Below are 24359 nucleotides of genomic sequence, written 5' to 3' on the forward strand. Positions count from 1 at the left end.
GTGCTATGGCAGATCATGAAGGCTCACGGCGGGGCGGTGAGCCTGATGAAAAATCAGAACACTTTGGCGAATTTATCGATATTGCCGGCGTTGTAGATAAAGGGTTTACCCATGGCGCCGTTGCCGTCCGCATCAAGCTGCACTTTTCCCAAACGGCCCATGCTGGCCTCTTTGGGCGTGGCGGTTCCTTTCACCAGATCATAGGCGATATAGGTTGCCGCATAACCCAGATCGATGGGATTCCAGATGGCGAAGCTTTTACTTGCACCGGACTTCACCGCGCCGGCCATTTCAGAAGGCAATCCCAAGCCGGTCACATAGACCTTGCCGATTTTACCCTGATCTTTCACCGCCTGCGCCGCGGCGACAATGCCCACCGAGGAGGGAGAGATGATCACTTTCAGGTTCGGATAGGACTTCAGCAGGCCAATGGTTTCGCGGTAGCTTTTGTCGGAAAGGTCATCGCCGTAGGCCACCGCCACCAGATTCACCGAGGGGTACTTCGGCAGCACCTTCTTCATTTCCGTAATCCAGATGTTCTGGTTGGTGGAGGTGGGCGTGGCGCTTAGAATTGCCGTATCGCCCTTTTGCAGCCCGAGGTCCTTGATGGCTTCGGCGGCTAATTGTACATTCATTTGGCCTATCAGATCGTTACTGGACGGATTAAGATGAATCTGGCGGCCGGCCTTGGCGACGCCGGAATCCCATGACACCACCTTGATGCCGCGCTGCATGGCTTTCTTCAGCACCGGCACCAGCGCATCCGGATCGTTCGCCGACACCGCGATGGCATCCACACCCTGTGCTATCAGGCCGTTAAGGACTTCAATCTGCGCTTCGGCGGTAGTCGTGGTGGGGCCGGTATAGATGACCTTAACGTCTCCCAATTCTTTTGCCGCCTGCTGTGCGCCGGTATTTGCCGCTTCAAAAAAACCGTTGCCCAGCGACTTCGCCACCAGGGCAATTTTGACTTCTGCCGAAGCCGTGCCCGCCAGGGCCAGGCAGGAAGCCATGAGGGTACAAGTCAGTAGTTGTTTTAATTTCATTGTTTGTACTCCACTTAATTAAAATAATGACAACAAGCTGTAGGGTATAAAAAATAACTAAGCGTATCGGGAATGGGAGTATTGCCAAAAACACCGCCCGGAAGAATCCGGGTAATGGGGAATGACCTGTGGCAAGGGTACGGGGATAATCATAATCAAGACCTTCATTGAAGGATGATCATGACTTTAGAACCTTGTCGCGCCGGCCGCCTTTATTATACTGCCAACTCCGGCGGGAAGCTGGCAACCAGACGAAGGCGGGGATGAGAGATATCACAAATTTATAACATTTTTTATTCCTGGCCCGATGTGCGCTGTTTTGCCATATGTGATAGTGTCTTCCCGTCTGATGGCGATGGGTCGGCGTGTCTGGCCGTTGAATCTGGAATAGGATAACAGGGTGCGAATGATAGTAGTGGCGATATGTGTGCTGGGCCTGACCGGCTGCGGCAGCATTATCAGCCGTACGTTTCCCGGGCAAGGGCACGGCAATCAATATTATCCGGGCGTGAAATGGGACTTGCGCGACTCTCCCTGGAGATATATCACCGTGATAGATCTGCCGCTGTCGATGGTGGTGGATACGATTTTATTGCCTGTCGATATGCGGCACGGGCCTTATCGATAGGGTATCAACCGGCGGAACGCTATGTTGATAGCTCAGCCAGTTGATACCCCGGCGGACCCGGACAATGGGCGTCGTTTAAACCGGTCAGGGTAGTGTCCAGCCGGATTTACAGTTCTTCCCACTCGTCGGCAGCGGTTTTTCCTTCCTCGGTATCCAGCGGAGGCTCGTATTGATAATCTCCTTCATCCCATTCATGCAGGGTGTTTTCCTCTTGCCATTCCAGGCGCAGTTCGGTTTCGTCAAAATCACCGTCAAAAATGGCCTGTGCGGCTTCCCCGGTTCGAAAAGGCAATGCATCCGCCGCTTCGTTCTCATCGGCCAGAAATTCCGCTTCCCACATGATCTCACCGTCTTGCATGATGTATTTTTGTAAACTGAACTGACTCACCACCGGGTCCAGATCGTCATTGCCGCTGTCACGGGAGGCTTCAAGAAATTCCTCACGTGCGGTATCTATGGCTTCTTCCAGAGTTGCGTACATGCTCATTTTGGCTCTCCTGTGATCAAAGATGATCTGACGTTACCGCGCCCATGGCGGGCATCTATGTAATTGTTGTCGGAGTCTGAAAACTTTCAAGTGTCATTAATAAAATGATTTACGGTAATGAAAAAAATTCCCGGCAAGGTATAAAAATATTTATTTACTCTGCATTCATCATTGCAAAGGGCATGTGGGTATCTGGTAAAGGTTTCGCAAATGAACGTTCGTGGCGGTGGATAAGCGCTAGAGTAAAATCAATGAACAACCAGGAGACGCACTATGACCTTGTTAAGCAAATCATTGATAATATTAACCTGCACACTGGGTGCGGTAAGTCTCGGCGGCATGGCGGCGGCTCCCGCGGGGACGCCGTCCACCACGAATGCGCCGGCCGGTTGGCAAAATCCACCGCCTTCGGAACCGATGCCGATGTTTTCTCCCCATCCAGGCGGACCCATGATGATGCCGATGTTCTTTCCCCATCCCGGCGGACCGATGATGATGCCCCATGGGACGGGATTTTGTCATGGCGGCGAAGTCTTTTGCGCGTCAATGCAAAGCGATAATCCCGGCGAGACCCTACAAAAGTTGAACAGCATATTGCCGGCCGCTACCGCCGGCAGTCACTATGAGGTGCGGATATCAGTGGTGAAGGTGCCCGATCATCACGACGAGGAGAAAGCGCCGGATGCAGGAGCAGGACCTCACCCGGCAAACGGTGGCTGATTTATTCATTCGGCAGCCTGATTCGGGACGGGCCGTGCTGCAAGCTCCACCAGGAATAGAACACATTAAACAGCACTACCAGCGCGGTGACGCAAAATACCGCGCGAAATCCATAGCTGGCGGAGACAAATGCGCCGATCAAAGGACCGCTGACATTACCCACGTCGCGAAAGGACTGGTTGTAACTGAATATCCGGCCGGCCACCTGATTGGTGCAATTATAGATAAGTAAGGTTTGCACCGCCGGCAGCAGGGCGCCGTCGGCGGCCCCCAGCAGGAAGCGCAGGAACCCCAGTTGCCAGGGGGTCTGGACAAAGGCCATGGGAATCAGCAGTAGCACCGAAACCGCCAGCATGCAGATCAAAATCCGCTCCGGTCCGATTTTATCCCCCAGCCTGCCTAGCCGTGGCGCGCTTAACAACGCCGCCATGCCGGGGACGGCGGCGATCATGCCGCTGACAAACGCCAGATTCTGGATGTTGCCGGCCAGTTCGCGCACATACAATGTCAAGATTGGCGCAATTGACCCCGTGGCAACCTGAATAATCATGGTGGTAACGAACAGGCTCAACACCAGCCGTGGTTTGGTCAGGGAGGCGAACACCTGCCGTGCGGAGAGCATGTCCTTTTTTTGTATCGGTTTGAAACGCTCTTCGACATAAATGTAGGTGATGATAAAACAGATGAACAGTACCAGGGCGGTGATAAAAAATACCAGGCGCAAACCATAATGGTCCGCCAGCAACCCGCCGATAAGCGGGCCGATTAATGCGCCGCCCACCGCCCCGGTGGAAAGGGTCCCCAGGGCCCAGCCGCTTTTGTTGCGCGGAACCTGGGTGGCGATAAGGGCATTGGCGTTGGGCACGAATCCCCCCAGCAACCCCAGCAGAGCGCGCAAAATCAAAAACTGGACGATATTTTGCGCCACGCCCATCAATGCCATGACAATCGCCATGCCCAGGGCGGAGCGTAGCAGCATGATTTTACGTCCCCGGCGATCCGCCAGTCCGCCCCAAAAGGGCGAGGCAATCGCCGAAAACAGGAAGGTGATACTGAAGACCGCTCCCGACCACATATTCAATTCACGCGGGTCGGTGACACCGAGCATTTCAACATAAAGCGGTAAAAAGGGCATAATCAGGCTAAATGCCGCACCGGTTAAAAAACAACCGACCCAGGCAATGTAGAGATTACGTTTCCAATTTATGGGTTCCGACACCGTCGTCATGACATCTCAATAAAATAGGCAACGGCGGTCAAATAATGTGACAAGGCTCGAGGGCGTTATCGCCGAGGTTATACAGAAGAGCGTAAGTATGCGCCTAAACAGGGCAGCGGGCAATTTTCGGGGCATCAATTGCACCAAACCACCGCTACCAGGCCGCACTGACCAGAGGTCCGCCGATGCGGCAATATTGTTTCAAATTTCCGCCGCGTCCCGGTTAGCGTAACGTCCTCAATGTAAAGGAATATCGCTTCAATTTATCCAGAGTCGCGTTAAACGTAGCGCCGCCGATGGAGCGGTAAAGCGACTTCCCGTGCCTGTCTCGTCGGCAATGTACCGCGGCTTTTTTGCCCGATATGCTGTTGGCGTCAATAGATCGAGGGTTGTCCCGGCGGCCGGGTTTTGAACCGGCGGTGCAGCCACATATATTGATCCGGCGCCAGCAGAATGGCCTGTTCCAGCACCTTGTTCATATAGGTGGCGGTGGCGACATCGCTCTCCAGCGGTAAATGCTGTTCATCCGGCATGATAATCAGTTCATAACCTTTACCGCCGGGCAAACGGCGGGGGACAAAGGGGATCACCGCCGGCTTGGCCAGCCGCACCAACATATGCGTGCCGGAGGTGGTAGCCGCCTGCTCCATCGCGAACAGGGGGGCGAAAACGCTGCTCTTAGGTCCGTAGTCGTGATCCGGCGCATACCAGATGATTTCACCGTTTTTCAGGGCCCGAATCATGCCTTTGATATCCGAGCGATCGATCATGGATTTATTGGAGCGCAGCCGTCCCCAGGTTTGCAGCCAATCCAGCAGCTTGTTGTTGTTGGGGCGATAGACGCCGATACCGGGATTATGGATACCGAAAATACGCGCCCCCAGCTCCAGGGATAAAAAATGCAGCCCAATCAGCAACACGCCTTGCTTCTTGGCATGAGCAAGGCTGATATTTTCCAAGCCGGAAACATTAAACCAACGTTCTACCCGCCAATCGGGCCAGAACCACCCCATGCCGGTTTCAAACAGGCCCATGCCCACGGATTCAAAATTTTTCACCAGCAGTGCTTCTCTTTCGGCGCTTGAGCGATCGGGGAAACATAATTCGAGATTTCGGCGGGCAATGTGGACGCGCCGGGGCAGGAAGCGCATGGAGAGGCGTCCGAGAAAGGTGCCGAGCCGATACAGCAACGGATAAGGCAATAATACCAAAAGGTATAACAGACCAATGCCAACCCAGGTTGGCCAATAACGGGGGTGCAGCAAAGAACGGTTAAAAGTTGGAATATTTGTCATGGATTCTCGCCACCATAAACGTAAAAGACAAAGCTCATTACATATTTAATGTTCCGCACACTGAAATCAGTGTGGCATTTCTTTGCAAAAGGGAAAGCGAACGGCGCACAAAAGGTTAAATTTCCCTTGAGTGCGCGTTACACTCATCAAAAACCGACGAATCTTTTACTCTTTGTTGAATAAATTCTTCACATTATGCGGTTCGCAGCGCCAATACTGCTTGGGACCGTTTACCTTAGCCCCCAGCTTGGCCGCGGCGTGCCAAGGCCAGCGCGGGTCGTAAAGCACCGCGCGCGCCAGCGCAATCATATCCGCGTCACCGGTGGCCACAATGGTCTCCGCCTGTTCGGCTTCGGTAATCAGGCCGACGGCGATGGTATTCAATCCGGTCTCGGCCTTGATGCGTCGGGCAAAAGGCACCTGGTAACCGGGGCCCACCGGAATCTTTTGCTGGGTGGACAACCCGCCGCTGGACACATGTATATAGTCGCAACCCTGGGATTTCAAGGCCTGCGCCAGCGTGACCGATTGTTCGATATCCCAGCCGCCCTCTACCCAGTCGGAGCCGGAAATGCGTACGCCAACCGGCAGGTCGGGAGAAATCGCTTGCCGAACCGCCTGGACGACTTCGAGAGTCAGGCGCATACGGTTTTCCAGACTGCCGCCATATTGATCCTGTCGTTGGTTGGCCAACGGCGAGAGGAACTGGTGTAGCAAATAACCGTGGGCTGCATGGATCTCGATGAGATTAAAGCCGATGCGCTGGGCGCGTTTGGCCGCGGCGGCGAATTCCGCCTTCAATTCCCCGATTTGCGTCAGCGTCATGGCCTGAGGGGCTAAATCCTTGTCCGCAAAGGGGATGGCGGAGGGAGCCATCGTTTGCCAGCCGCCCTGTCCGGGAGGGATATAGCCGCCGCCGAACCAGGGTGCATGGGTAGAGGCTTTTCGGCCCGCATGGGCAAGCTGAATGCCCAGGGCGATGGGGGAGTGAGTCTTGACGGTATCCACCACCGCCGCCAGCGCCCGCTCGGTTTCGTCATTCCACAAACCGAGATCCTGCGGCGAGATACGGCCTTCCGGCGTCACCGCCGTGGCCTCGACGATGAGCAGGCCCGCACCTGACAATGCCAGATGGCCCAGATGAATTCCGTGCCATGAGGTCGCTTTCCCTTCGTCGGCGGAATACTGGCACATGGGCGCGATGACAATGCGATTTGGCAGCGCCAGGTTTCCCACTGTATAGTTCGAAAACAATTGACTCATAGGTTATGCCTCATTAAGGTGCCGTTGGCGTAACATTACCCGTGTTGATGTTAAAATTCATTCGTTAAGCCGTTACGCCGTTTTAGCCAACGTTAGCAATTTAAGAAAGTTTTGACTCAGCGTTAAATGCTTTTTACCCGATATATTCATAACTACAGGAACGTACACCATGCCAGTGTTACATAACCAGGTAGCCAACGAAGAGCTTAAAAGGCGCATGCTGGCTGAATCAGAGCCGCGCACGACCTTGTCATTCTATAAGTATTTTCGCCTCGACAATCCGCAGGCATTTCGCGACGGGTTATATCGTTCCATGGGCGACCTGGGGGTTTTCGGCCGGGTGTATATTGCCGGCGAGGGGATTAATGCCCAAATCAGCGTGCCGCAACATCGGTTTGAAGCATTAAAGACGCTGTTGTTTGCGGCCCATCCCGCGCTGGATGGGGTTCGGTTGAATGTGGCGCTGGATGATGACGGTAAATCATTCTGGGTTTTACGGATGAAGGTGCGCGATCGAATCGTGGCCGACGGTATTATCGACCCCACGTTTGATCCCACCCGGATCGGACATTATCTGCGGGCGGAGCAGGTTAATGCCATGGCCGACGATCCCGATACGGTATTTGTGGATATGCGCAATCATTATGAATATGAGGTTGGCCATTTTGATCGCGCCATGGAGATCCCCTCCGACACCTTTCGGGAACAGTTGCCGATGGCGGTGGATATGCTGGCGGCGGAAAAAAATAAGAATATTGTCATGTATTGCACCGGCGGGATCCGCTGTGAAAAAGCCAGTGCCTATATGCGGCATCATGGCTTTGAACATGTTTATCATGTGGAAGGCGGTATTATCGAATATGCCCGTCAGGCAAAGGCGCTGGGATTACCGCTGAAGTTTACCGGCAAAAACTTTGTGTTCGACGAGCGGCTGGGGGAACGCATTACCCCCGATGTGATAGCCCATTGTCACCAATGCGGCACGGCCTGTGATACCCATGTCAATTGCCAGAACCAGGGCTGTCATTTGTTGTTTATCCAGTGTCCGGTATGCGGGGAAAAATACCAGGGATGTTGCAGCGAAACCTGTCGTGATGAAAAGGATTTACCTGTCCATGAACAGCGCGCGCGGCGGGCGGGACGGGAAAACGGACTGAAAATATTCAATAAATCCCGACAGCGGTTATCAATGGATTTGCCGTGGCGCGCCCCCGGTAAAACAGCAGAATAATGGCAAACCGTCGCGCGGGGCGGCGGATTCAGCTGAAACGAGCCAGTGAAAATGGCGTTAAATCAAACGCCGTAGGGCGTCCGGCGGCAAAGCCGGCGGCTATTTCCCCCAATACGCTGGCGAATTTAAAACCATGGCCGCTTAATCCGCTGATAATCATCATCTCCGGATTGTCCGGCAACGTGTCGATGATAAAGTCCTCGTCTGGGGAAAGGTCGTAACTGCAGGCTTCGCCGTTGAGACAAACGCCGACCCCGGGCAGAAACTGCCGCAAAAAACGAAAAACCTCGCTGCCGTCGGTGCCATAGCTGCCGAAAGCCGTGCGCTGTTCCGGTTCGTCAATAGGCTGTCCGCCATCATGCTTGCCCACTTTAAGCTCGTTGTTGATGGCGGGAAAACCGTAATATTGCCCGCCGTCGGGGGTTTCCACGGTAAATGCCGGGAAATGGTTATCTTCACTGAAGCGGCCGTCCGCCTGATGCCAGGCAAAGACTTTACGCACCGGGGTTATCGGCAGCGACGGGATGAGTTTTTTCACCCAGGTGCCGGCACAGACCAGTAATTTATTGCTCTGGTAACGGCTACCTTCCACGGTGACCACTTCAAAACCAGGGAACAACGGAATGATTTGCGTGACCCCGCAGTTAAACAACTGCCCGCAGCCGGCGTTTTCCGCCAGCCGGATATAAGAGGCAACGGACAGTTCTGATTTGAGATAACCGGCTTGTGGTTCGAAAACACCGAGATAATCTTCCGGCACGATAAATTCAGGCCAGCGGTCGGCTATCTGAACAGCGCTCAATGTTTCGCACGGCAAACCAAATGATTGGGCGCTGCCGGCGGCGTTTTGGATAAATTTCGCTTGGCGCGGTCCCAGATTGAGCACGCCGCTGCGATGAAACAACACATTGCCGCTACGTACCGCCAATTCATCCCACAGCGTCTGGGCCCGCAGGACCATCGGCACGTATTTTTCACCTTCGCCGTAAGCGTGCCGGATAATGCGGGTATCGCCATGATGGCTGCCGCCGTGATGAGGAGGAAACGCCGCATCAATCATCAGAATGTTCAGACCGGCTTCGGTTCCATAGAAACCCGCAGCTGAACCCACCGAGCCGCTACCGACAATAATAAGATCATAAATCATGTAGATAACTCCTTGGATAAGGCAAATCCGGGCTTTGCGTAGTATAGACTTTCGAACCAGGACGGGTATATCGTCATTTGGCGGAAACAATCAAGCGGGATAATAAAAAAGCACCCGATGCAATGCAGCGGATGCCTGAGGGGTAAGTTCGAGATTAATGTTTTCGGTGGTCAAGATCCTGATAAGCCGTCGATTCAATTTTTGCAATGCCGGCTTCAAGGATGGATATAAGTTGCTTAGCGACATCGGTGGTCAGCCAAAGGGTTCTGTCCACTTCCGCATCTTCGGCAGCCTGGCTGGTTGAATTGATATAATGCAAACGGATCATCATGGCATTATAGGTATCTACGGTACTGATATCCCAGCCGACCAGCGGGTGGGTATGAATAATCTCGTTTTTTCTGTCCATAAATACCCCTTTTCTGACTCGTTTAAAAAAAGAGTAACTTCGAGGTTAAATGCGGCTCCATTTTAGCGAGCAATATAAGTATACCTGTCTTTGTCACTTTTTTGCCAAATAAGCGACTTTTTTTTATGCCGCCGTTTGGTCGTGAGTTATTCACGGGTCTTATGCTTTGTCAGAAAAAGCGCTGAACCCTATCGGGTCATGAGGCGACCGGAGGAATCACCGGGCGGATTCGTCTTGTCAGTTCATCGGCCAATTGTGAAAAGTATTTCTGCATGATGGCATCGCGGTTCTGATTCTGAGCCTCCAGCATCAGATTATTTATCAGCAGCTGATTGGCTTTTTCATCCAGGCTGAAAGAGAGGTAGGAAAAGGCGATTTCCAGCACATTCAGTCGGCGTTGCTGCTCGCTGATTAACTCCAGCAATTCACCGAAGGTCATGGCTTCTTCTGGTTTATTGACATTCATGGTCATACTCCCCTGAAAGGCCGATAAAATGCATATATTCTGGCTGAGTACAGACCAGAAATAAGCATTTGCCAAGAGAGGCGCGGATAATTTTCACTGAGAGACGGCAGATAATGGCCGGACGGAAGAAGGCGGGGGAATCATTAAGCGGCGGCAAGCCCTGGCCCGATGGAATAAAGCCGGGAACCTATCCCGGCGAAGAACCGGTAAAAAGCTAAGATCAATTATTGCGGATCGAACCAGTCATCGGCGCTTTCCCATGTCTCTTGCAGGATGTCGGTGATCAACGCCTTATCTTCTTTGCTGCCGCCCATGACGCTGATGCCATTTGCGCCGGCATAACGTACCTGTACATGGGAATTAGTAAAATGTTTATCAATCCGGGTAGTAAATTCCTGGGTCAGGGCCTCAAGCGCGCCTGCGGGAAGCGGCGTTGCTTTAGCCAGAGTGATTTCTATACGCATCATTTTTTCTCATCGCATTAAAGCCTGTTTATATATACAGTTATTATTAGTATAAAGCAAGTATGGAATTACGTTTTCCTTTTTTCAACGTGGCGCTCATCTCGGCGCAGGCAACGTCCGGCCTGAGGAAAAATGCCTTTAAGACTTAACCGACCAATTGAGGTTTTGGCCGGCAAGAAAAGGCACCAGCGTAATATCTCCCAGGGAGATCTGTTCCGGCTGTGTTTCCGGCCGGCGCTGCAGCTCAATAAATTCCTCATTAATAGGTAAACCGTAGAACCGTGGTCCGTTCAGGGAACAAAAGGCTTCAAAGCGATCCAGCGCATTGAGCTCTTCGAAAACCGTGGCATAAGCGGCCAGGGCGGCCGGGGCATTAAACACCCCGGCGCATCCGCAGTCGGTCTCTTTTCGCTGACGAAGATGGGGCGCCGAGTCAGTACCGAGAAAGAGACGATCGCAACCGCTTGCCACCGCCTGACGAAGTGCGTCCTGATGCGTATTGCGTTTAAGGATCGGTAGACAATACAGATGCGGACGGATACCCCCCACCAGCATATGGTTGCGGTTAAACATCAAATGCTGCGGAGTGACGGTTGCCGCCAAAAAGCGATCACCCTCCAGCACATATTGAGCCGCCTCGCGGGTGGTAATATGCTCACAGACGATTTTCAGCCTGGGAAAGCGGCGGCGTATCGGATCCAGCACCGTCTCGATAAACCGCGCTTCACGATCGAATATATCAATCTCCGCCGCGGTGACTTCGCCATGAATCAGCAGCGGCATGCCGTTTTCTTCCATGGCTTCGAACAGCGGATATATGCCGGTGATTTTTGTGACCCCATGGCTGGAGTTGGTGGTGGCGTTGGCCGGATAGAGTTTGGCGGCGGTAAAAACCCCTTGGCGGAACCCCTCGATCAATTCCTCCGGATCCTGTGTATCCGTAAGATAACAGGTCATAAGCGGCTGGAAATGATGGCCTTCGGGCACTGCCGCCAAAATCCGCTCACGGTAAGCGATGGCTTGGGAGACGGAGGTGATCGGCGGCGACAGATTCGGCATGACGATGGCCCGGCCGAAAATACGGCTGGTATAAGGCAATACGGCGCTCAGCATCTCGTCATCACGTAAATGCAGATGCCAGTCGTCCGGGCGGCGAATATGGAGTATCGAAGGCTGTGCGGTCATGGGGAAAAGCTCCGGCTATTGAAGTATGAACAGAGAAAATCAATGTCAGATTTAGGGGTATAAGAATAAGCGTAATGGGCGGCGGATGCATTATTTAGTTGGCGGAACCGGTATTGACGCCGGCCTTGCAATAAAAAAGACCCGCCGAGGCGGGTCTGAGCTTATTGGCAACGGGGTCCGTCGCCAAGACGAGGTGTCACTCTTTATCAGGCAGCGTCGGTTTGGCGGCCGGCGCGGCGGCGTGGTTTACCGCCGCATGGCCGCCGGCCGAACCCTGTCCTTCAAAGTGATAATCCTGACGATGCCACTCTCCGGCCTTTTCCACCGGTGGAACATAAACCGGGGCGGGGGCCTTGGTCATCGGCGCGCTCACGTGATGTGTAGGGAGCGGCTGTGAAGCGGAGAGGTCGGAAGGCGAACCGTTGAGCGCGTCTGGGTTTTCCGCAGCCGGCTGTACGGCGGCTGTTCCTGTTTCGTCCGCCTGTGCCTCAACCCTGTTAACGCCGACCGGGGCCTGTGCGATCGGATTCAGGTCCGTCTCCGTCGTTTTGCGGGAGAGCTGACTGGCGACAATGCTTTCGTCCGAGAGATATACAACCACCGGCGACTTGGCGGGGATAATATCCGTACCCTGTGCGATATCATCAGGCTGCGCGGCCGGCGTCGGGTGAGCCGGAATCTCGGCATCCCTCTCCGGTGCTACCGAACCGGTGACAATCGGTTGAGTCACTGCCGGCGATGGATGGGCCGGAACATCGGCATCGGCCTCAGGGACAGCCGAACCGGTGACCACCGGCTGGGTGACGACCGGCACCGTTACCGGCTGGGCCGGAACAACGGCATCGGTTTCAGGGGCAGTCGAACCGGTGACAATCGGCTGATTGACAGCAGGCACCGTATGGGCCGGTGTCTTGACATCGGCATCGTCGGTTTCAGCCGCCGAAGCGGACTGAGCCGGGGTGCTGGCATCGGCATCGCCGGTTTCAACCGCCGAAGCGGACTGAGCCGGGGTGCTGGCATCGGCATCGCCGGTTTCAACCGCCGAAGCGGACTGCGCCGGGGTGCTGGCATCGGCATCGTCGATTTCAGCCGCCGAAGCGGACCGAGCCGTAGTGCTGGCATCGGTGTCGCCGGTTTCAGCCGCCGAAGCGGACTGAGCCGGGGTGTAGGCATCGGCGTCGCCGGTATCAGCCGCCGGGGTGAACCGGGCAGAGGTGTTGCTATCGGCATCCTCTGCGTCCTCATCGTCGAATGAGATTTCATCCGGGCGATTTGCAGCGGACGAGACGGAAGCGGATTTTACGCTGCCGTAAGGTTCGTCCGTTACTATCTCAGCCGGCTTGGCGGCGGATAACATCGCCCATGATCCTGGATGATCCTCGTCTTTGATTACCGAGGGGACTTCATCGACGGCGGCCTGCTGTGCCTGGGTGGTATGTTGTGGGACCGTCGTAGACGCGGGACGTTCATGTTCCGACAGCGGCCCGGACAGCATTACGCCGGTCTGGTCATTCCCGAGCAGAGGTTCCAGTTCTTCCAGCGGCTGAACGGATGACGGCTCGAAGCGTTCGACCGGCGTGATCGGATAGCTTATCCAGACTTTACCGGACGCCATTTCCGGCGACATCACCGCACTGCTCAGAGGCACCGGTGATTGAGACAGGTAACGTTCGTCACGATAGCGGCGACGGCGTTGACCGCTGACCCGCAAATGGCGCGGCGACCGGCGGGAGCGGCGCGGTAAACCCGTTTCGTTATTGTTGCGTCCGTTATCGCTATAACCTTCCGAGGATGCATTATCCTGAACATCCGCCAGAATCGGCAACGGCGTTTGATGACTTTCCTGCACCGGAGCGGTATAGGACGCCTCGATGGCGGCGGGCGCGTCAGTCTCGACGGCGGCATCGGTCACACGGATTTTTTGCGTGAGGTTACGACGCGGGCGACGCGGCATTGCCGGCGTCGGCTGGTCGTCTTCATTCACCGTCTCGATGATGTCGACCGGTTCTTCAACCGGTAACGGTTTGGCTTCCTGCTGCGGCGCCTGGCGTTTGTCATCCTGGCGGCGGCGAGGGCGATCCCCACGAGGTTCGCGACGTGGCGTCGGCTGAATCTCGGCCTGGGTCTCTTCTATTTCATCGATGATTTCCGTCTCGACCGGCGCATTCGGGCGTTTGCCTTTGCGCGCTTCGTCACGGCGTTCCCGCGGTTCCCGTGACTCGCGAGGTTCACGAGGCTGCCTGCCTTCCTGTGGAGCACGCGGTTCGCGTTCGCCGCTGCGTTCGCCGCTGCGTTCGCCGTTACGATCGCGCCGCACGTTCTGACGGCGTTGCCCACGGCCTCCCTGACGACGCGGCGCATCGGTCTCTTCGACGGCAACCTGTTCCACAGGCTCTGCCGGTTTCTCTTCTTCCGCCGGAGTGCTGAACCAGCCTTTAATCCGGCTGACGGCGCGGCTCAATAAACCGGAGCCGGCCGGCTCGGAGGCCACCGGACGGGCAGGGGCGGCGACGATATCCGCCGCGGCCGGGGCCGGTTCCTTGATTGCCGTATCGCTGGCTATCGGTGGTGAATCCGGCATGACAAATGCGGCCAGTGCCGGCTGTTCGGGCAGTTTGCGCTCAGCGGCGAGCTCTTCGGACGGCTGAGCCATTTCCGCTTCGTGCAGCTGCGGCAGCAGATAGCTTAATGTAGGCGCTTCTTCACCCTTGCGGACACGCAAAACAGCATAGTGCGGTGTCTGCATCTGATCGTGGGGGACAATGATGGCCCGCACGCCGCCCTGACGCTTCTCGATGGCGTTCACCGAATCGCGTTTCTCGTTGAGCAGGTAAGACGCGATCTGCACCGGCACGATGGCGTGGACTTCGTGGGTATTCTCTTTCAACGCCTCTTCTTCAATCAGGCGTAAAATGGAGAGCGACAGCGATTCGTTATCGCGAATGGTGCCGGTACCGCCGCAGCGCGGGCAGACATGATGACTGGATTCACCCAGGGAAGGACTCAGGCGCTGACGGGACAACTCCAGCAAACCGAAACGGGAGATACGGCCGATTTGTATCCTGGCGCGATCCTGTCGCACGGATTCACGCAGGCAGTTTTCAACTTCACGCTGATGCCTTACCGGCGTCATATCGATAAAGTCGATAACAATCAGGCCGCCGAGATCCCGCAGGCGAAGCTGACGGGCGATTTCATCCGCTGCTTCGAGATTGGTGTTGAACGCGGTTTCTTCAATATCGCCGCCGCGGGTGGAGCGGGCGGAGTTGATATCGATGGCGGTCAGCGCTTCAGTGGTGTCGATGACAATCGAACCGCCCGACGGCAGCCGGACTTCGCGCTGGAAGGCGGATTCGATTTGCGATTCGATTTGATAATGGCTGAACAGCGGGATCTCGCCGCTGTACAATTTGATCTTGCTGCTGAAATCCGGACGGCCGAGAGAAGCGATATGTTCCTTCGCTTTTTCCAGCACGATGGGATTATCAATGAGAATTTCGCCGATATCGGGACGCAAATAATCGCGGAAGGCACGGACGATGACATTGCTTTCCTGATGAATCAGAAAAGGCGCCTGCCGTCCTTCGGCGGCTTTTTTAATCGCTTCCCAATGCTTGAGGCGGAAAGCCAGATCCCACTGCAACGCATCGGCGGACTTACCCACCCCGGCGGTACGCACGATAAGTCCCATGCCCTCAGGCAGCTCCAGGGAGGATAACGCCTCTTTCAGCTCGGTGCGATCGTCGCCTTCGATACGACGGGAAATCCCGCCGGCGCGAGGGTTATTCGGCATCAGGACCAGATAGCTGCCGGCCAGACTGATAAAGGTGGTCAAGGCTGCGCCTTTATTCCCACGTTCTTCTTTATCAACCTGAACAATCACTTCCTGGCCTTCCCGCAGCACGTCCTTGATATTGGGCCGGCCATGGGATGAATATTGTGCGGGGAAGTACTCGCGGGCGATTTCCTTCAGGGGAAGAAATCCGTGGCGTTCGGCGCCGTAATCCACAAACGCCGCTTCTAGACTGGGTTCAATACGGGTGATTTTACCCTTGTATATATTGGCTTTTTTCTGCTCATGACCGGGGCTTTCAATATCCAGATCGTAGAGCCGCTGGCCGTCTACCAGGGCTACACGCAACTCTTCCTGCTGAGTTGCGTTTATTAACATTCTCTTCATCTTCAACTTACTCTTTTTTATGCATTGGCATCAGAGCTGCGGGCAAAAAAAACGCAAGACCGGGTAATCACCGACGGCCCCGTGACTTGTCGCAATACCGTCAACCTCACGGTTGTCGTCAGCAGAGGGGCGCATTATTTCGGTAGCCTGTTTTCTGAGAGAAAAACAGCGCTTTTACTGAGGGAATAACGTCTGAAGTCTGTCGCCAGAACGAATTCCTTTTGCCGGCCAAGCTGCAATCCGCAGCCCGCTAACTGCCTGAATAACCAATACGTCTTACGCCATTGCCGCGTGTATGGCTAATCAGGCAAATTTAAAAAATTCCACGTTTCCTCGCCTTTACGGGAGCAGCATGGAAAGTTGACACATTATTCCACCGCTGACACACATATAGCAAGGCGACTTTACCTCTCGGCAACAAGATTCAGATTTACGGTTATATCCATCATCTTTCAACTCGAAGCTGTGTTGGCGGCGCTCGTTCACCCGAATCACCTACATTATTAGTAAGCTCATCAGGATTCTCTCGCTTGCCGCCTAGCTGCATCTTGAAAGCCATTGGGTATATATTCCGCCGACATCTGTCTGCCGTGAAGGCGAAAACAACCCGCAAAACTTTCTTACCGATTAAAGCACAGTTAAGCACAGAAAAAGGAGTGGCGCTATGTCGGCGGTATATTTAGAATCGCCTCCCATGAATGAAAATAATACCGGCGTACAATTTATCACCATTTCCGCTGACCAGGCCGGCCAGCGAATCGACAATTTTTTGCGTACACGATTAAAAGGCGTACCGAAAAGCATGATCTACCGCATCGTGCGTAAAGGGGAAGTGCGGGTCAATAAAAAAAGAGTCAAACCGGAATACAAACTGGAAGACGGCGATGAACTGCGTATCCCGCCGGTCCGTCAATCGGAACCTGAACAGGCTCCGGTATCCGTCCATCTGGATAAAGTGGCGGCGCTGGCGAACGCGGTGTTGTATGAAGATGATCATTTGCTGATTCTCAACAAACCCTCGGGTACGGCGGTGCACGGCGGCAGCGGGTTAAGCTTCGGCGTCATCGAAGGATTGCGGGCGTTGCGTCCCTCCGCCCATTTTCTGGAATTGGTGCACCGTCTCGATCGCGATACCTCCGGGGTGCTACTGATTGCCAAAAAACGTTCGGCCCTGCGTTTGCTTCATGAACAGCTGCGTCTGAAGGGTATGCAAAAGGATTATCTGGCGCTGGTGCGCGGCGAATGGCCGTCCCATAACAAGGCGGTGTCCGCGCCGCTGGTGAAAAACATCCTGGCCAGCGGTGAACGTATCGTGCGGGTCGGCAGCGAGGGTAAACCCTCCGAGACGCGCTTCAAAGTAGAAGAGCGGTTCACTCGCGCCACCCTGGTGAAAGCCAGTCCGGTCACCGGCCGTACCCACCAAATCCGGGTGCATGCGCAGTTTGCCGGCCACCCCATCGCCTTTGACGATCGTTATGGCGACGCCGAATTCGACCGCCTTCTGAAAGAAACCGGCCTGCATCGGCTATTTCTCCACGCCGCCGCCTTGCGCTTCGATCATCCGGCCACCGGGGAAACCATGCGTATCGAAGCGCCGCTTGATAATGAATTACGCCAGTGCCTGGCCTATATGCGGCTTAATCACAAATAGCGGGCGGATTGCGGGCCGTCAGGGGATTAATCCCCTCATTGCGCAGCATGGCCGCCAGGGCGATGAGCGGAAGGCCTATCAGGCTGTTCGGGTCGCGGCCGTCGAGGGAGTGGAACAGGGTGATGCCCAGCCCCTCGCATTTAAACGACCCCGCGCAGTTCAAAGGTTGTTCGGCGTCCACGTAACCCTCGATTTCGCTCTCCGTCAGGCTGCGGAATGTGACCTGAAACGGCTCCACCGTCTGTTGCAGCCGCCCGGTGCGGCTATTGAGCAGCACCAGACCGGTATAGAACGTCACCCTCCTGCCGCTGGCGCGGCGCAGCTGTTTTATGGCGTTTTCCCGGCTATGGGGCTTGCCGGTGATATCATTCCCCAGGACGCAACACTGATCGGAACCGATAATCAGATGCTGATCATACTGTCGGCGGAGGGCGGCGGCTTTGCCGGCGGACAGTCTCAGCACCATGTCCCGCGGCGATTCCCCCCGCAGCGGGGATTCATCGATATCCGGCGCGGCGGTGAGAAACGGCAGCATTAATTTTTCCAGTAGCGCCCGGCGAAAGGGCGAAGAAGAAGCCAGCACAATTTTGCACATAAATTTTAATCCAACCATAGCGTATTTCCCTGACTCATTTTAAACTGTTCGCCGCTCTGGAAGCGAATATTGGTAAAAGGCACTCATAATTAGCCTTTTTCTTTGACTCTATGCCGTTACAAAGTTAATATGCGCGCCCTATGCAAAAGGTAAAATTACCCCTGACCATCGATGCGGCACGTGCCGCTCAGAAAAGCCTGGACTATATCGGTGTCTACGGCCCTGAGCAGGTGAGTCGTGTTGCCGAATCCGTGGTAAGTGTGGATAGCGATGTTCAGGCGGCGTTATCGTTCGATATCGATAATCAACGCCTGGCGGTTATCAGGGGCGGTGCGGATGTGGCGGTTACGCTCACATGTCAGCGCTGCAACCAGCCGTTTGCACATCAGGTACACACGACATTTTGTTTTAGCCCGGTCGTCACCGACGAACAGGCTGAGGCATTACCGGAAGCGTACGAAGCAGCCTATGTCAATGAATACGGCGAGGTAGACCTGCTGGCAATGATGGAAGACGAAATTATTCTTTCATTACCCATCGCACCGGTGCATGATCCTGAACACTGTGAAGTGTCCGACACGGAACAGGTATTCGGCAAATTGCCGTCCGAGGTTGAAAAACCTAACCCGTTTTCCGTATTAGCCAGTTTAAAGCGTAAGTAATCAAGGAGTAAGGTCCATGGCCGTACAACAAACCAAGCCGTCTCGTTCTACCCGTGGCATGCGCCGTTCACACGACGCGCTGACCACATCCACTGTTTCCGTGGACAAAGCTTCCGGTGAAACTCATCTGCGTCACCATATCACTGCCGACGGTTTCTACCGCGGTCGCAAAGTTATCGCCAAGTAATCCAAAGGCGATACATTGATACGTCTAACCCTTGCGTTAGATGCAATGGGCGGTGATTTCGGTCCCGCCGTTACGGTGCCTGCTGCTTTGCAGGCACTGGCTTATCATCCGCAATTAGAGCTGCTGCTGGTGGGCGATCCTGCCGCAATAAATCCTTTACTGTCAAAAACAGATTCCGTTCTGCGAGAGCGTTTGACGGTTATTACCGCTGAATCCGTTATTGCCGGTGACGCAAAACCCTCCGTTGCCATCAGGGCCAGTCGCGGCACTTCCATGCGCATCATGCTGGAATTGATCAAGGAGGGGCGGGCGCAGGCCTGCGTCAGCGCCGGAAACACCGGCGCGCTGATGGGTCTGGCCAAATTGCTGATCAAGCCGCTGGAGGGCATCCAGCGCCCGGCGCTGATGACCATATTGCCCCATCAGCAGCGGGGTAAAACCGTGGTGCTGGATTTGGGCGCCAATGTGGAATGCGACGGCGAGATGTTGGCTCAATTCGCCATTATGGGCGCCGTGGTGGCGGAAGATATCATCGGTATTAAAAATCCGCGGGTGGCGTTGCTGAATATCGGCGAGGAAGAAACCAAGGGCCTCGATAATATTCACCAGGCGGCGGTAATCCTGCGAAGTATTCCGTCAATCAATTATATCGGGTATCTTGAAGCCAACGAATTGCTGACCGGAAAGACCGATGTACTGATTTGTGACGGGTTTGTCGGCAATGTCACATTAAAGACCATGGAAGGGGTGATAAGACTTTTTCTGTCTTTGCTTAAATCCTCAGGGGACGGCGGCAGGCAGAGTTGGTTTATGAAGTTCGCGAAACGTTGGGTTAAAAAACGTCTCGCCCGCCAATTCGGTCATCTCAATCCCGACCAATATAATGGCGCATGTCTGTTAGGTTTACGTGGTACGGTTATCAAAAGTCACGGCGCGGCGAATCAGCGCGCGTTCGCCGTCGCGATCGAACAGGCAATGCAAGCGGTGGAGCGGCAGATTCCCGAAAGGATCGCCGCGCGCCTGGATGCGGTATTACCCAAGAGTGATTAAGCGTACATGTATACAAAGATTCTCGGTACCGGGAGTTATCTTCCGGTGCAAATAAGGTCGAATGCGGACCTGGAAAAGATGGTGGATACTTCCGATGAATGGATTGTGACGCGTACCGGTATTCGTGAACGGCGTATCGCCGGCGTGCACGAAACGGTGTCCACCATGGGTTTTACCGCCGCGCAGCAAGCCCTCGACATGGCCGGCGTCCGGCCCGATCAGGTGGGCCTTATTCTTGTCGCCACCACGTCTTCGAGCCATGCTTTTCCCAGTTCGGCATGTGAGATCCAGCTTAAATTGGGCATTCGCGATACGGTTTCTTTTGATATTGCCGCGGCGTGCGCGGGTTTTGCCTATGCGCTGAGCGTGGCGGATCAATATATCAAAAGCGGCGCGGTGGAATATGCGCTGGTGGTGGGTTCGGATATGCTGAGCCGCACCCTGGATCCCACCGATCGCGGCACGTTGATTCTTTTCGGCGACGGCGCGGGCGCCGTAGTGCTGGGACGCAGTGAACAACCGGGTATTTTATCCACCCATTTACACGCGGACGGCCGTTACGGCGAACTGCTGACCTTGCCGTATCATAACCGTCTCGATCCCACTGCGCCGGCGTTTCTGACCATGTCGGGCAACGAAGTGTTCAAAGTGGCGGTTACCGAACTGGCGCACATCGTGGATGAAACCCTGGCCGCCAACCGGCTGGATCGCGCCGAGCTTGACTGGTTGGTGCCCCATCAGGCGAACCTGCGCATTATCGCCGCCACGGCGAAGCGGCTCAATATGAGCATGGATAAAGTCATCGTTACACTGGATCGCCAAGGCAATACCTCCGCCGCGTCCGTGCCGCTGGCACTTGACGAAGCGGTGCGTGACGGCCGGATTCAACGGGGACAGCTGATTTTGCTTGAAGCTTTCGGCGGCGGCTTTACCTGGGGTTCGGCTCTGATTAGATTTTAACCTAATACCCAATAGCTTTCGCGTTGCAGCCAACCCAACTGCAATGTGAAAGATGAAGGGTATAACAGGAATAAAAACATGACAGCAATTGCAATGGTTTTCCCCGGACAGGGATCGCAATCCGTGGGTATGCTGGCTGAGCTGGCCGCGCTTTACCCGCTGGTGGAGACCACTTTTGGCGAAGCATCCGCCGCACTGGGATATGATTTATGGGCCTTGACGCAGCAAGGGCCGGTGGAAGAATTGAATAAAACCTGGCAGACCCAGCCGGCGCTGTTGGCGGCATCGGTGTCCATCTGGCGGGTTTGGCGGCAGCAGGGCGGCAAGATGCCCGCCTGGCTGGCGGGTCATAGCCTGGGTGAATATTCCGCGCTGGTGTGTGCCGGCGTGCTGGATTTCACTGAGGCGGTCAAGCTGGTGGAACTGCGCGGCAAGCTGATGCAGGAAGCGGTTCCCGCCGGCGTCGGTGGCATGTCGGCCATTATCGGTCTGGACAACGCCGCCATCGCCAAAGCCTGCGAGGAGGCGGCCCAGGGACAGGTGGTGGCGCCGGTGAATTTTAATTCGCCGGGCCAGGTGGTGATCGCCGGCCATAAAGAGGCGGTTGAGCGTGCCGGAGCGGCGTGTAAAGCGGCCGGCGCAAAACGCGCCTTGCCTTTGCCGGTAAGCGTGCCTTCCCATTGTGCGTTGATGGAACCGGCGGCTAAAAAACTTGCGCTGGCCCTGCGTGACGTTCGTTTTTCCTCACCTGAATTGCCGGTGGTGAATAACGTCGACGTGAAAGTGGAAGCTGACCCCGATGCCATCCGTAGTGCTCTGGTGCGCCAGCTGTATCATCCGGTGCGGTGGACGGAAACGGTGCAATACCTCGCCGCCCAGGGCGCCGAGGTATTGATCGAAGTGGGTCCCGGCAAAGTCCTTACCGGTTTGACCAAACGCATCGTCGACACCCTGTCCGGCCTGGCGGTAAACGATCCTGCCTCTCTGGCCGCGGCGATTGAGCAAAAATAATGGGGAATTTAATGAGTTTTGAAGGTAAAATCGCGCTGGTCACAGGCGCCAGCCGGGGTATCGGTCGCGCCATTGCCGAGAAACTGGCGGCATGCGGTGCCACGGTTATCGGTACCGCCACCAGTGAACCGGGCGCCGACGCCATCAGCGCTTATCTCGCCGGCAAAGGCAAGGGGCTGCGGCTTGACGTCTCCGATAGCGCCTCCATTGAGACACTTTTGGAGAAAATACGTGCGGAATTTGGCGAAGTCGACATTTTAGTGAACAATGCCGGCATCACGCGTGATAATCTACTGATGCGCATGAAAGAAGAGGAATGGCAGTCTATCCTAGATACTAACCTGACCTCCGTGTTCCGCATGTCTAAAGCGGTAATGCGCGCGATGATGAAAAAGCGCTACGGCAGAATCATCACCATCGGTTCTGTTGTCGGCTCAATGGGTAATGCCGGGCAAGCGAACTATGCCGCGGCAAAAGCCGGCCTGGTGGGTTTTAGCAAATCCCTGGCTCGGGAAGTCGCTTCAAGAGGCATCACGGTTAACGTGGTGGCTCCCGGATTTATAGCTACAGATATGACCGAAGCGTTGACAGATGAACACCGAGCGGACATTTTGACCAGAATTCCGGCCAACCGTCTCGGCGATCCACAGGAAATTGCCAGTGTTGTTGCTTTTTTCGCTTCTGACGAGGCGGCATACATTACCGGTGAAACGATACATGTCAATGGCGGCATGTATATGCTGTGAAAAGCACGAAAATCATTTGCGTTATTTGTGGTAAAAACCGCAAAATAGCATAAAATCGTGGTTTGACCAGCCGGGATTTAGTTGCATCTTTTTCAACATTTTATACACTACGAAAACCATCGCGAAAGCGAGTTTTGATAGGAAATTTAAGAGTATGAGCACTACCGAAGAAAAAGTTAAGGCAATCATCGCTGAGCAACTGGGTGTTAAGAAAGAAGAAGTCGTGAACAATGCTTCTTTCGTTGATGACCTTGGCGCAGACTCCCTTGACACTGTTGAGCTGGTTATGGCGCTGGAAGAAGAATTTGATACCGAAATTCCGGACGAAGAAGCTGAGAAAATCACTACTGTTCAGGCAGCGATTGATTTCATTCAGGCAAGCCAGCAGTAAGCGAACATCCCTAGGCGGTCATTCGACCGCCTAAGTTTTTTTTCGTCCCATAGTATCATATTTTCCCTCCCTGGAGGACAAGCGTGTCTAAGCGTCGAGTAGTTGTGACCGGACTCGGCATGTTGTCTCCTGTTGGCAATACCGTAGAATCTACGTGGAGCGCGCTCCTTGCCGGACAGAGTGGCATCGGCCTGATCGACCATTTTGATACTTCTGCCTATGCAACGCGTTTTGCGGGCTTAGTGAAAAATTTTAATTGTGAAGATTATCTCTCGCGCAAAGAAGCACGCAAGATGGATATTTTCATTCAATACGGCATTGCCGCTGGAATACAGGCAATGCGGGATTCCGGACTGGTGGTCACCGAGGAAAACGCTACCCGTATCGGTGCGGCGATTGGTTCGGGTATCGGCGGGCTGGGCCTGATCGAAGACAACCACTCTGCGCTGGTTAACGGCGGGCCGCGTAAAATCAGTCCGTTTTTTGTGCCTTCCACCATCGTTAACATGATTGCCGGTCATTTGACCATCATGTGCGGACTGCGTGGACCCAGCATTTGTATCGCCACCGCTTGTACCACAGGGGTGCATAATATCGGCCATGCCGCGCGAATAATCGCTTATAACGATGCGGATGTGATGTTGGCCGGTGGCGCCGAAAAAGGCAGTACTCCTCTGGGCGTCGGTGGTTTTGGCGCCGCTCGCGCGTTGTCCACCCGCAATGACGATCCCCAGGCGGCGAGCCGTCCATGGGACCGCGATCGGGATGGATTCGTGCTGGGAGACGGTGCAGGCGTCATGGTATTGGAAGAATACGAACACGCAAAAAAACGCGGCGCGAAAATTTACGCCGAACTGGTGGGTTTCGGCATGAGCAGTGATGCCTATCACATGACTTCGCCGCCGGAAGATGGCGCCGGAGCGGCATTGGCTATGGAAAATGCCTTGCATGACGCGGGTATTACTCCGGGTCAGGTGCAATATATCAATGCTCACGGCACCTCAACGCCGGTAGGTGATAAGGCTGAAACTTACGCCGTTAAATCGGTATTCAGGGAAGATGCCCATAAAGTCATGTTAAGCTCCACAAAATCCATGACCGGCCATTTGTTAGGTGCCGCCGGGGCGATTGAGGCTATATTCAGCGTGCTGGCATTGCGCGATCAGGCAATACCGCCCACCATCAACCTGGATAATCCCGGTGAAGAGTGCGACCTGGATTTTGTGCCCCATGAAGCCCGTCAGATGTCCGACATGCAATATACGCTGTGTAACTCCTTCGGTTTCGGCGGTACCAACGGCTCGCTGGTATTTCGTAAAATCTAACCTGGAGTGACATCCAATGGCCCGTTAATCGGGCCATTTTT

Annotated in this window: 24 protein-coding genes; 12 read left to right on the top strand and 12 right to left on the bottom strand. The window is 54.8% G+C overall.

Annotated features, from left to right (window positions below; all coding sequences use genetic code 11):
- Positions 1 to 53: 53 nt before the first annotated feature.
- Positions 54 to 1046, bottom strand: a complete 993-nt coding sequence (rhaS, locus tag HB631_RS20970; protein WP_213993120.1) for a rhamnose ABC transporter substrate-binding protein — start codon at positions 1044 to 1046, stop codon at positions 54 to 56.
- A gap of 406 nt (positions 1047 to 1452) precedes the next feature.
- Between rhaS and HB631_RS20975 the strand changes: the two genes are divergently transcribed.
- Positions 1453 to 1674, top strand: a complete 222-nt coding sequence (locus HB631_RS20975; protein WP_213993143.1) for a YceK/YidQ family lipoprotein — start codon at positions 1453 to 1455, stop codon at positions 1672 to 1674.
- 106 nt (positions 1675 to 1780) lie between these two features.
- On the opposite strand, the gene HB631_RS20980 is transcribed toward HB631_RS20975, so the two are convergent.
- Complete coding sequence (locus HB631_RS20980; protein ID WP_213993121.1) at positions 1781 to 2161, bottom strand: MysB family protein; 381 nt, start codon at positions 2159 to 2161, stop codon at positions 1781 to 1783.
- Positions 2162 to 2434: 273 nt separating this feature from the next.
- Between HB631_RS20980 and HB631_RS20985 the strand changes: the two genes are divergently transcribed.
- Positions 2435 to 2881, top strand: a complete 447-nt coding sequence (locus HB631_RS20985; protein WP_255557187.1) for a hypothetical protein — start codon at positions 2435 to 2437, stop codon at positions 2879 to 2881.
- A gap of 1 nt (position 2882) precedes the next feature.
- Here HB631_RS20985 and mdtG read toward each other — a convergent pair whose 3' ends face one another.
- From mdtG to HB631_RS21000, 3 genes are all read right to left on the bottom strand, one after another.
- A complete protein-coding gene (mdtG, locus tag HB631_RS20990; protein ID WP_213993122.1) occupies positions 2883 to 4109 on the bottom strand; it encodes a multidrug efflux MFS transporter MdtG in 1227 nt (408 codons plus the stop codon).
- Between the two features lie 365 nt (positions 4110 to 4474).
- Positions 4475 to 5395: a Kdo(2)-lipid IV(A) acyltransferase gene (locus HB631_RS20995; RefSeq protein ID WP_213993123.1), complete on the bottom strand. Its 921-nt coding sequence runs from the start codon at positions 5393 to 5395 to the stop codon at positions 4475 to 4477.
- 165 nt (positions 5396 to 5560) lie between these two features.
- Positions 5561 to 6658 (bottom strand): NADH:flavin oxidoreductase/NADH oxidase, encoded by a 1098-nt coding sequence (locus HB631_RS21000; RefSeq protein WP_213993124.1) that lies wholly within the window; start codon positions 6656 to 6658, stop codon positions 5561 to 5563.
- A 169-nt stretch (positions 6659 to 6827) separates the two neighbouring features.
- Here HB631_RS21000 and HB631_RS21005 point away from each other — a divergent pair, with 169 nt between their 5' ends.
- The gene (locus HB631_RS21005) at positions 6828 to 7889 is read left to right on the top strand and encodes a rhodanese-related sulfurtransferase (protein WP_213993125.1); all 1062 of its coding nucleotides are present in this window, start codon (positions 6828 to 6830) and stop codon (positions 7887 to 7889) included.
- Positions 7890 to 7917: 28 nt separating this feature from the next.
- Here HB631_RS21005 and solA read toward each other — a convergent pair whose 3' ends face one another.
- The 6 genes from solA to rne form a co-directional block, all read right to left on the bottom strand.
- Entirely contained in the window at positions 7918 to 9036 is a 1119-nt protein-coding gene (gene solA / locus HB631_RS21010; protein WP_213993126.1) for an N-methyl-L-tryptophan oxidase, read from the bottom strand.
- Between the two features lie 154 nt (positions 9037 to 9190).
- The gene (gene bssS, locus HB631_RS21015) at positions 9191 to 9445 is read right to left on the bottom strand and encodes a biofilm formation regulator BssS (protein ID WP_213993127.1); all 255 of its coding nucleotides are present in this window, start codon (positions 9443 to 9445) and stop codon (positions 9191 to 9193) included.
- Between the two features lie 196 nt (positions 9446 to 9641).
- On the bottom strand, positions 9642 to 9911 hold the full coding sequence (locus HB631_RS21020; RefSeq protein WP_213993128.1) for a hypothetical protein: 270 nt from the start codon (positions 9909 to 9911) through the stop codon (positions 9642 to 9644).
- Between the two features lie 224 nt (positions 9912 to 10135).
- Entirely contained in the window at positions 10136 to 10375 is a 240-nt protein-coding gene (dinI, locus tag HB631_RS21025; RefSeq protein ID WP_213993144.1) for a DNA damage-inducible protein I, read from the bottom strand.
- A 138-nt stretch (positions 10376 to 10513) separates the two neighbouring features.
- Positions 10514 to 11560 (bottom strand): dihydroorotase, encoded by a 1047-nt coding sequence (gene pyrC, locus HB631_RS21030; protein ID WP_213993129.1) that lies wholly within the window; start codon positions 11558 to 11560, stop codon positions 10514 to 10516.
- A 196-nt stretch (positions 11561 to 11756) separates the two neighbouring features.
- On the bottom strand, positions 11757 to 15740 hold the full coding sequence (gene rne, locus HB631_RS21035; protein ID WP_213993130.1) for a ribonuclease E: 3984 nt from the start codon (positions 15738 to 15740) through the stop codon (positions 11757 to 11759).
- Positions 15741 to 16434: 694 nt separating this feature from the next.
- Here rne and rluC point away from each other — a divergent pair.
- Positions 16435 to 17391 (top strand): 23S rRNA pseudouridine(955/2504/2580) synthase RluC, encoded by a 957-nt coding sequence (gene rluC / locus HB631_RS21040; RefSeq protein ID WP_213993131.1) that lies wholly within the window; start codon positions 16435 to 16437, stop codon positions 17389 to 17391.
- On the opposite strand, the gene HB631_RS21045 is transcribed toward rluC, so the two are convergent.
- Positions 17378 to 17986, bottom strand: coding sequence for a nucleoside triphosphate pyrophosphatase (locus HB631_RS21045; RefSeq protein WP_213993145.1), 609 nt, complete (start codon positions 17984 to 17986; stop codon positions 17378 to 17380). The genes rluC and HB631_RS21045 overlap by 14 nt on opposite strands.
- A 140-nt stretch (positions 17987 to 18126) precedes the next feature.
- Between HB631_RS21045 and yceD the strand changes: the two genes are divergently transcribed.
- The 8 genes from yceD to fabF all read left to right on the top strand — a co-directional run bounded on the left by yceD (position 18127) and on the right by fabF (position 24318).
- Positions 18127 to 18648, top strand: a complete 522-nt coding sequence (gene yceD, locus HB631_RS21050) for a 23S rRNA accumulation protein YceD (protein WP_213993132.1) — start codon at positions 18127 to 18129, stop codon at positions 18646 to 18648.
- Between the two features lie 16 nt (positions 18649 to 18664).
- On the top strand, positions 18665 to 18835 hold the full coding sequence (gene rpmF, locus HB631_RS21055; protein ID WP_213993133.1) for a 50S ribosomal protein L32: 171 nt from the start codon (positions 18665 to 18667) through the stop codon (positions 18833 to 18835).
- A gap of 15 nt (positions 18836 to 18850) precedes the next feature.
- Complete coding sequence (gene plsX / locus HB631_RS21060; RefSeq protein ID WP_213993134.1) at positions 18851 to 19885, top strand: phosphate acyltransferase PlsX; 1035 nt, start codon at positions 18851 to 18853, stop codon at positions 19883 to 19885.
- A 6-nt stretch (positions 19886 to 19891) separates the two neighbouring features.
- Entirely contained in the window at positions 19892 to 20845 is a 954-nt protein-coding gene (locus HB631_RS21065) for a beta-ketoacyl-ACP synthase III (RefSeq protein ID WP_213993135.1), read from the top strand.
- A gap of 78 nt (positions 20846 to 20923) precedes the next feature.
- Complete coding sequence (fabD, locus tag HB631_RS21070; RefSeq protein ID WP_213993136.1) at positions 20924 to 21856, top strand: ACP S-malonyltransferase; 933 nt, start codon at positions 20924 to 20926, stop codon at positions 21854 to 21856.
- A gap of 11 nt (positions 21857 to 21867) precedes the next feature.
- A complete protein-coding gene (gene fabG / locus HB631_RS21075; RefSeq protein WP_213993137.1) occupies positions 21868 to 22602 on the top strand; it encodes a 3-oxoacyl-ACP reductase FabG in 735 nt (244 codons plus the stop codon).
- Positions 22603 to 22756: 154 nt separating this feature from the next.
- On the top strand, positions 22757 to 22993 hold the full coding sequence (acpP, locus tag HB631_RS21080) for an acyl carrier protein (RefSeq protein WP_132922487.1): 237 nt from the start codon (positions 22757 to 22759) through the stop codon (positions 22991 to 22993).
- Between the two features lie 83 nt (positions 22994 to 23076).
- Positions 23077 to 24318 carry a beta-ketoacyl-ACP synthase II gene (gene fabF / locus HB631_RS21085; RefSeq protein WP_213993138.1) on the top strand — a complete coding sequence of 414 codons (1242 nt, stop codon included), beginning with the start codon at positions 23077 to 23079 and terminating at the stop codon, positions 24316 to 24318.
- Positions 24319 to 24359: the final 41 nt, after the last annotated feature.

Origin of the sequence: Sodalis sp. dw_96 (assembly GCF_018449575.1) — a bacterium.
In the GTDB taxonomy this organism is placed as follows: Bacteria; Pseudomonadota; Gammaproteobacteria; order Enterobacterales; family Enterobacteriaceae; genus Acerihabitans.

Bases quoted from the DNA above. Each gene is read 5' to 3' on its own strand.
- rhaS (WP_213993120.1), bottom strand. From the start codon at position 1,046: ATGAAATTAAAACAACTACTGACTTGTACCCTCATGGCTTCCTGCCTG.
- HB631_RS20975 (WP_213993143.1), top strand. From the start codon at position 1,453: ATGATAGTAGTGGCGATATGTGTGCTGGGCCTGACCGGCTGCGGCAGC.
- HB631_RS20980 (WP_213993121.1), bottom strand. From the start codon at position 2,161: ATGAGCATGTACGCAACTCTGGAAGAAGCCATAGATACCGCACGTGAG.
- HB631_RS20985 (WP_255557187.1), top strand. From the start codon at position 2,435: ATGACCTTGTTAAGCAAATCATTGATAATATTAACCTGCACACTGGGT.
- mdtG (WP_213993122.1), bottom strand. From the start codon at position 4,109: ATGACGACGGTGTCGGAACCCATAAATTGGAAACGTAATCTCTACATT.
- HB631_RS20995 (WP_213993123.1), bottom strand. From the start codon at position 5,395: ATGACAAATATTCCAACTTTTAACCGTTCTTTGCTGCACCCCCGTTAT.
- HB631_RS21000 (WP_213993124.1), bottom strand. From the start codon at position 6,658: ATGAGTCAATTGTTTTCGAACTATACAGTGGGAAACCTGGCGCTGCCA.
- HB631_RS21005 (WP_213993125.1), top strand. From the start codon at position 6,828: ATGCCAGTGTTACATAACCAGGTAGCCAACGAAGAGCTTAAAAGGCGC.
- solA (WP_213993126.1), bottom strand. From the start codon at position 9,036: ATGATTTATGATCTTATTATTGTCGGTAGCGGCTCGGTGGGTTCAGCT.
- bssS (WP_213993127.1), bottom strand. From the start codon at position 9,445: ATGGACAGAAAAAACGAGATTATTCATACCCACCCGCTGGTCGGCTGG.
- HB631_RS21020 (WP_213993128.1), bottom strand. From the start codon at position 9,911: ATGAATGTCAATAAACCAGAAGAAGCCATGACCTTCGGTGAATTGCTG.
- dinI (WP_213993144.1), bottom strand. From the start codon at position 10,375: ATGCGTATAGAAATCACTCTGGCTAAAGCAACGCCGCTTCCCGCAGGC.
- pyrC (WP_213993129.1), bottom strand. From the start codon at position 11,560: ATGACCGCACAGCCTTCGATACTCCATATTCGCCGCCCGGACGACTGG.
- rne (WP_213993130.1), bottom strand. From the start codon at position 15,740: ATGAAGAGAATGTTAATAAACGCAACTCAGCAGGAAGAGTTGCGTGTA.
- rluC (WP_213993131.1), top strand. From the start codon at position 16,435: ATGAATGAAAATAATACCGGCGTACAATTTATCACCATTTCCGCTGAC.
- HB631_RS21045 (WP_213993145.1), bottom strand. From the start codon at position 17,986: ATGTGCAAAATTGTGCTGGCTTCTTCTTCGCCCTTTCGCCGGGCGCTA.
- yceD (WP_213993132.1), top strand. From the start codon at position 18,127: ATGCAAAAGGTAAAATTACCCCTGACCATCGATGCGGCACGTGCCGCT.
- rpmF (WP_213993133.1), top strand. From the start codon at position 18,665: ATGGCCGTACAACAAACCAAGCCGTCTCGTTCTACCCGTGGCATGCGC.
- HB631_RS21065 (WP_213993135.1), top strand. From the start codon at position 19,892: ATGTATACAAAGATTCTCGGTACCGGGAGTTATCTTCCGGTGCAAATA.
- fabD (WP_213993136.1), top strand. From the start codon at position 20,924: ATGACAGCAATTGCAATGGTTTTCCCCGGACAGGGATCGCAATCCGTG.
- fabG (WP_213993137.1), top strand. From the start codon at position 21,868: ATGAGTTTTGAAGGTAAAATCGCGCTGGTCACAGGCGCCAGCCGGGGT.
- acpP (WP_132922487.1), top strand. From the start codon at position 22,757: ATGAGCACTACCGAAGAAAAAGTTAAGGCAATCATCGCTGAGCAACTG.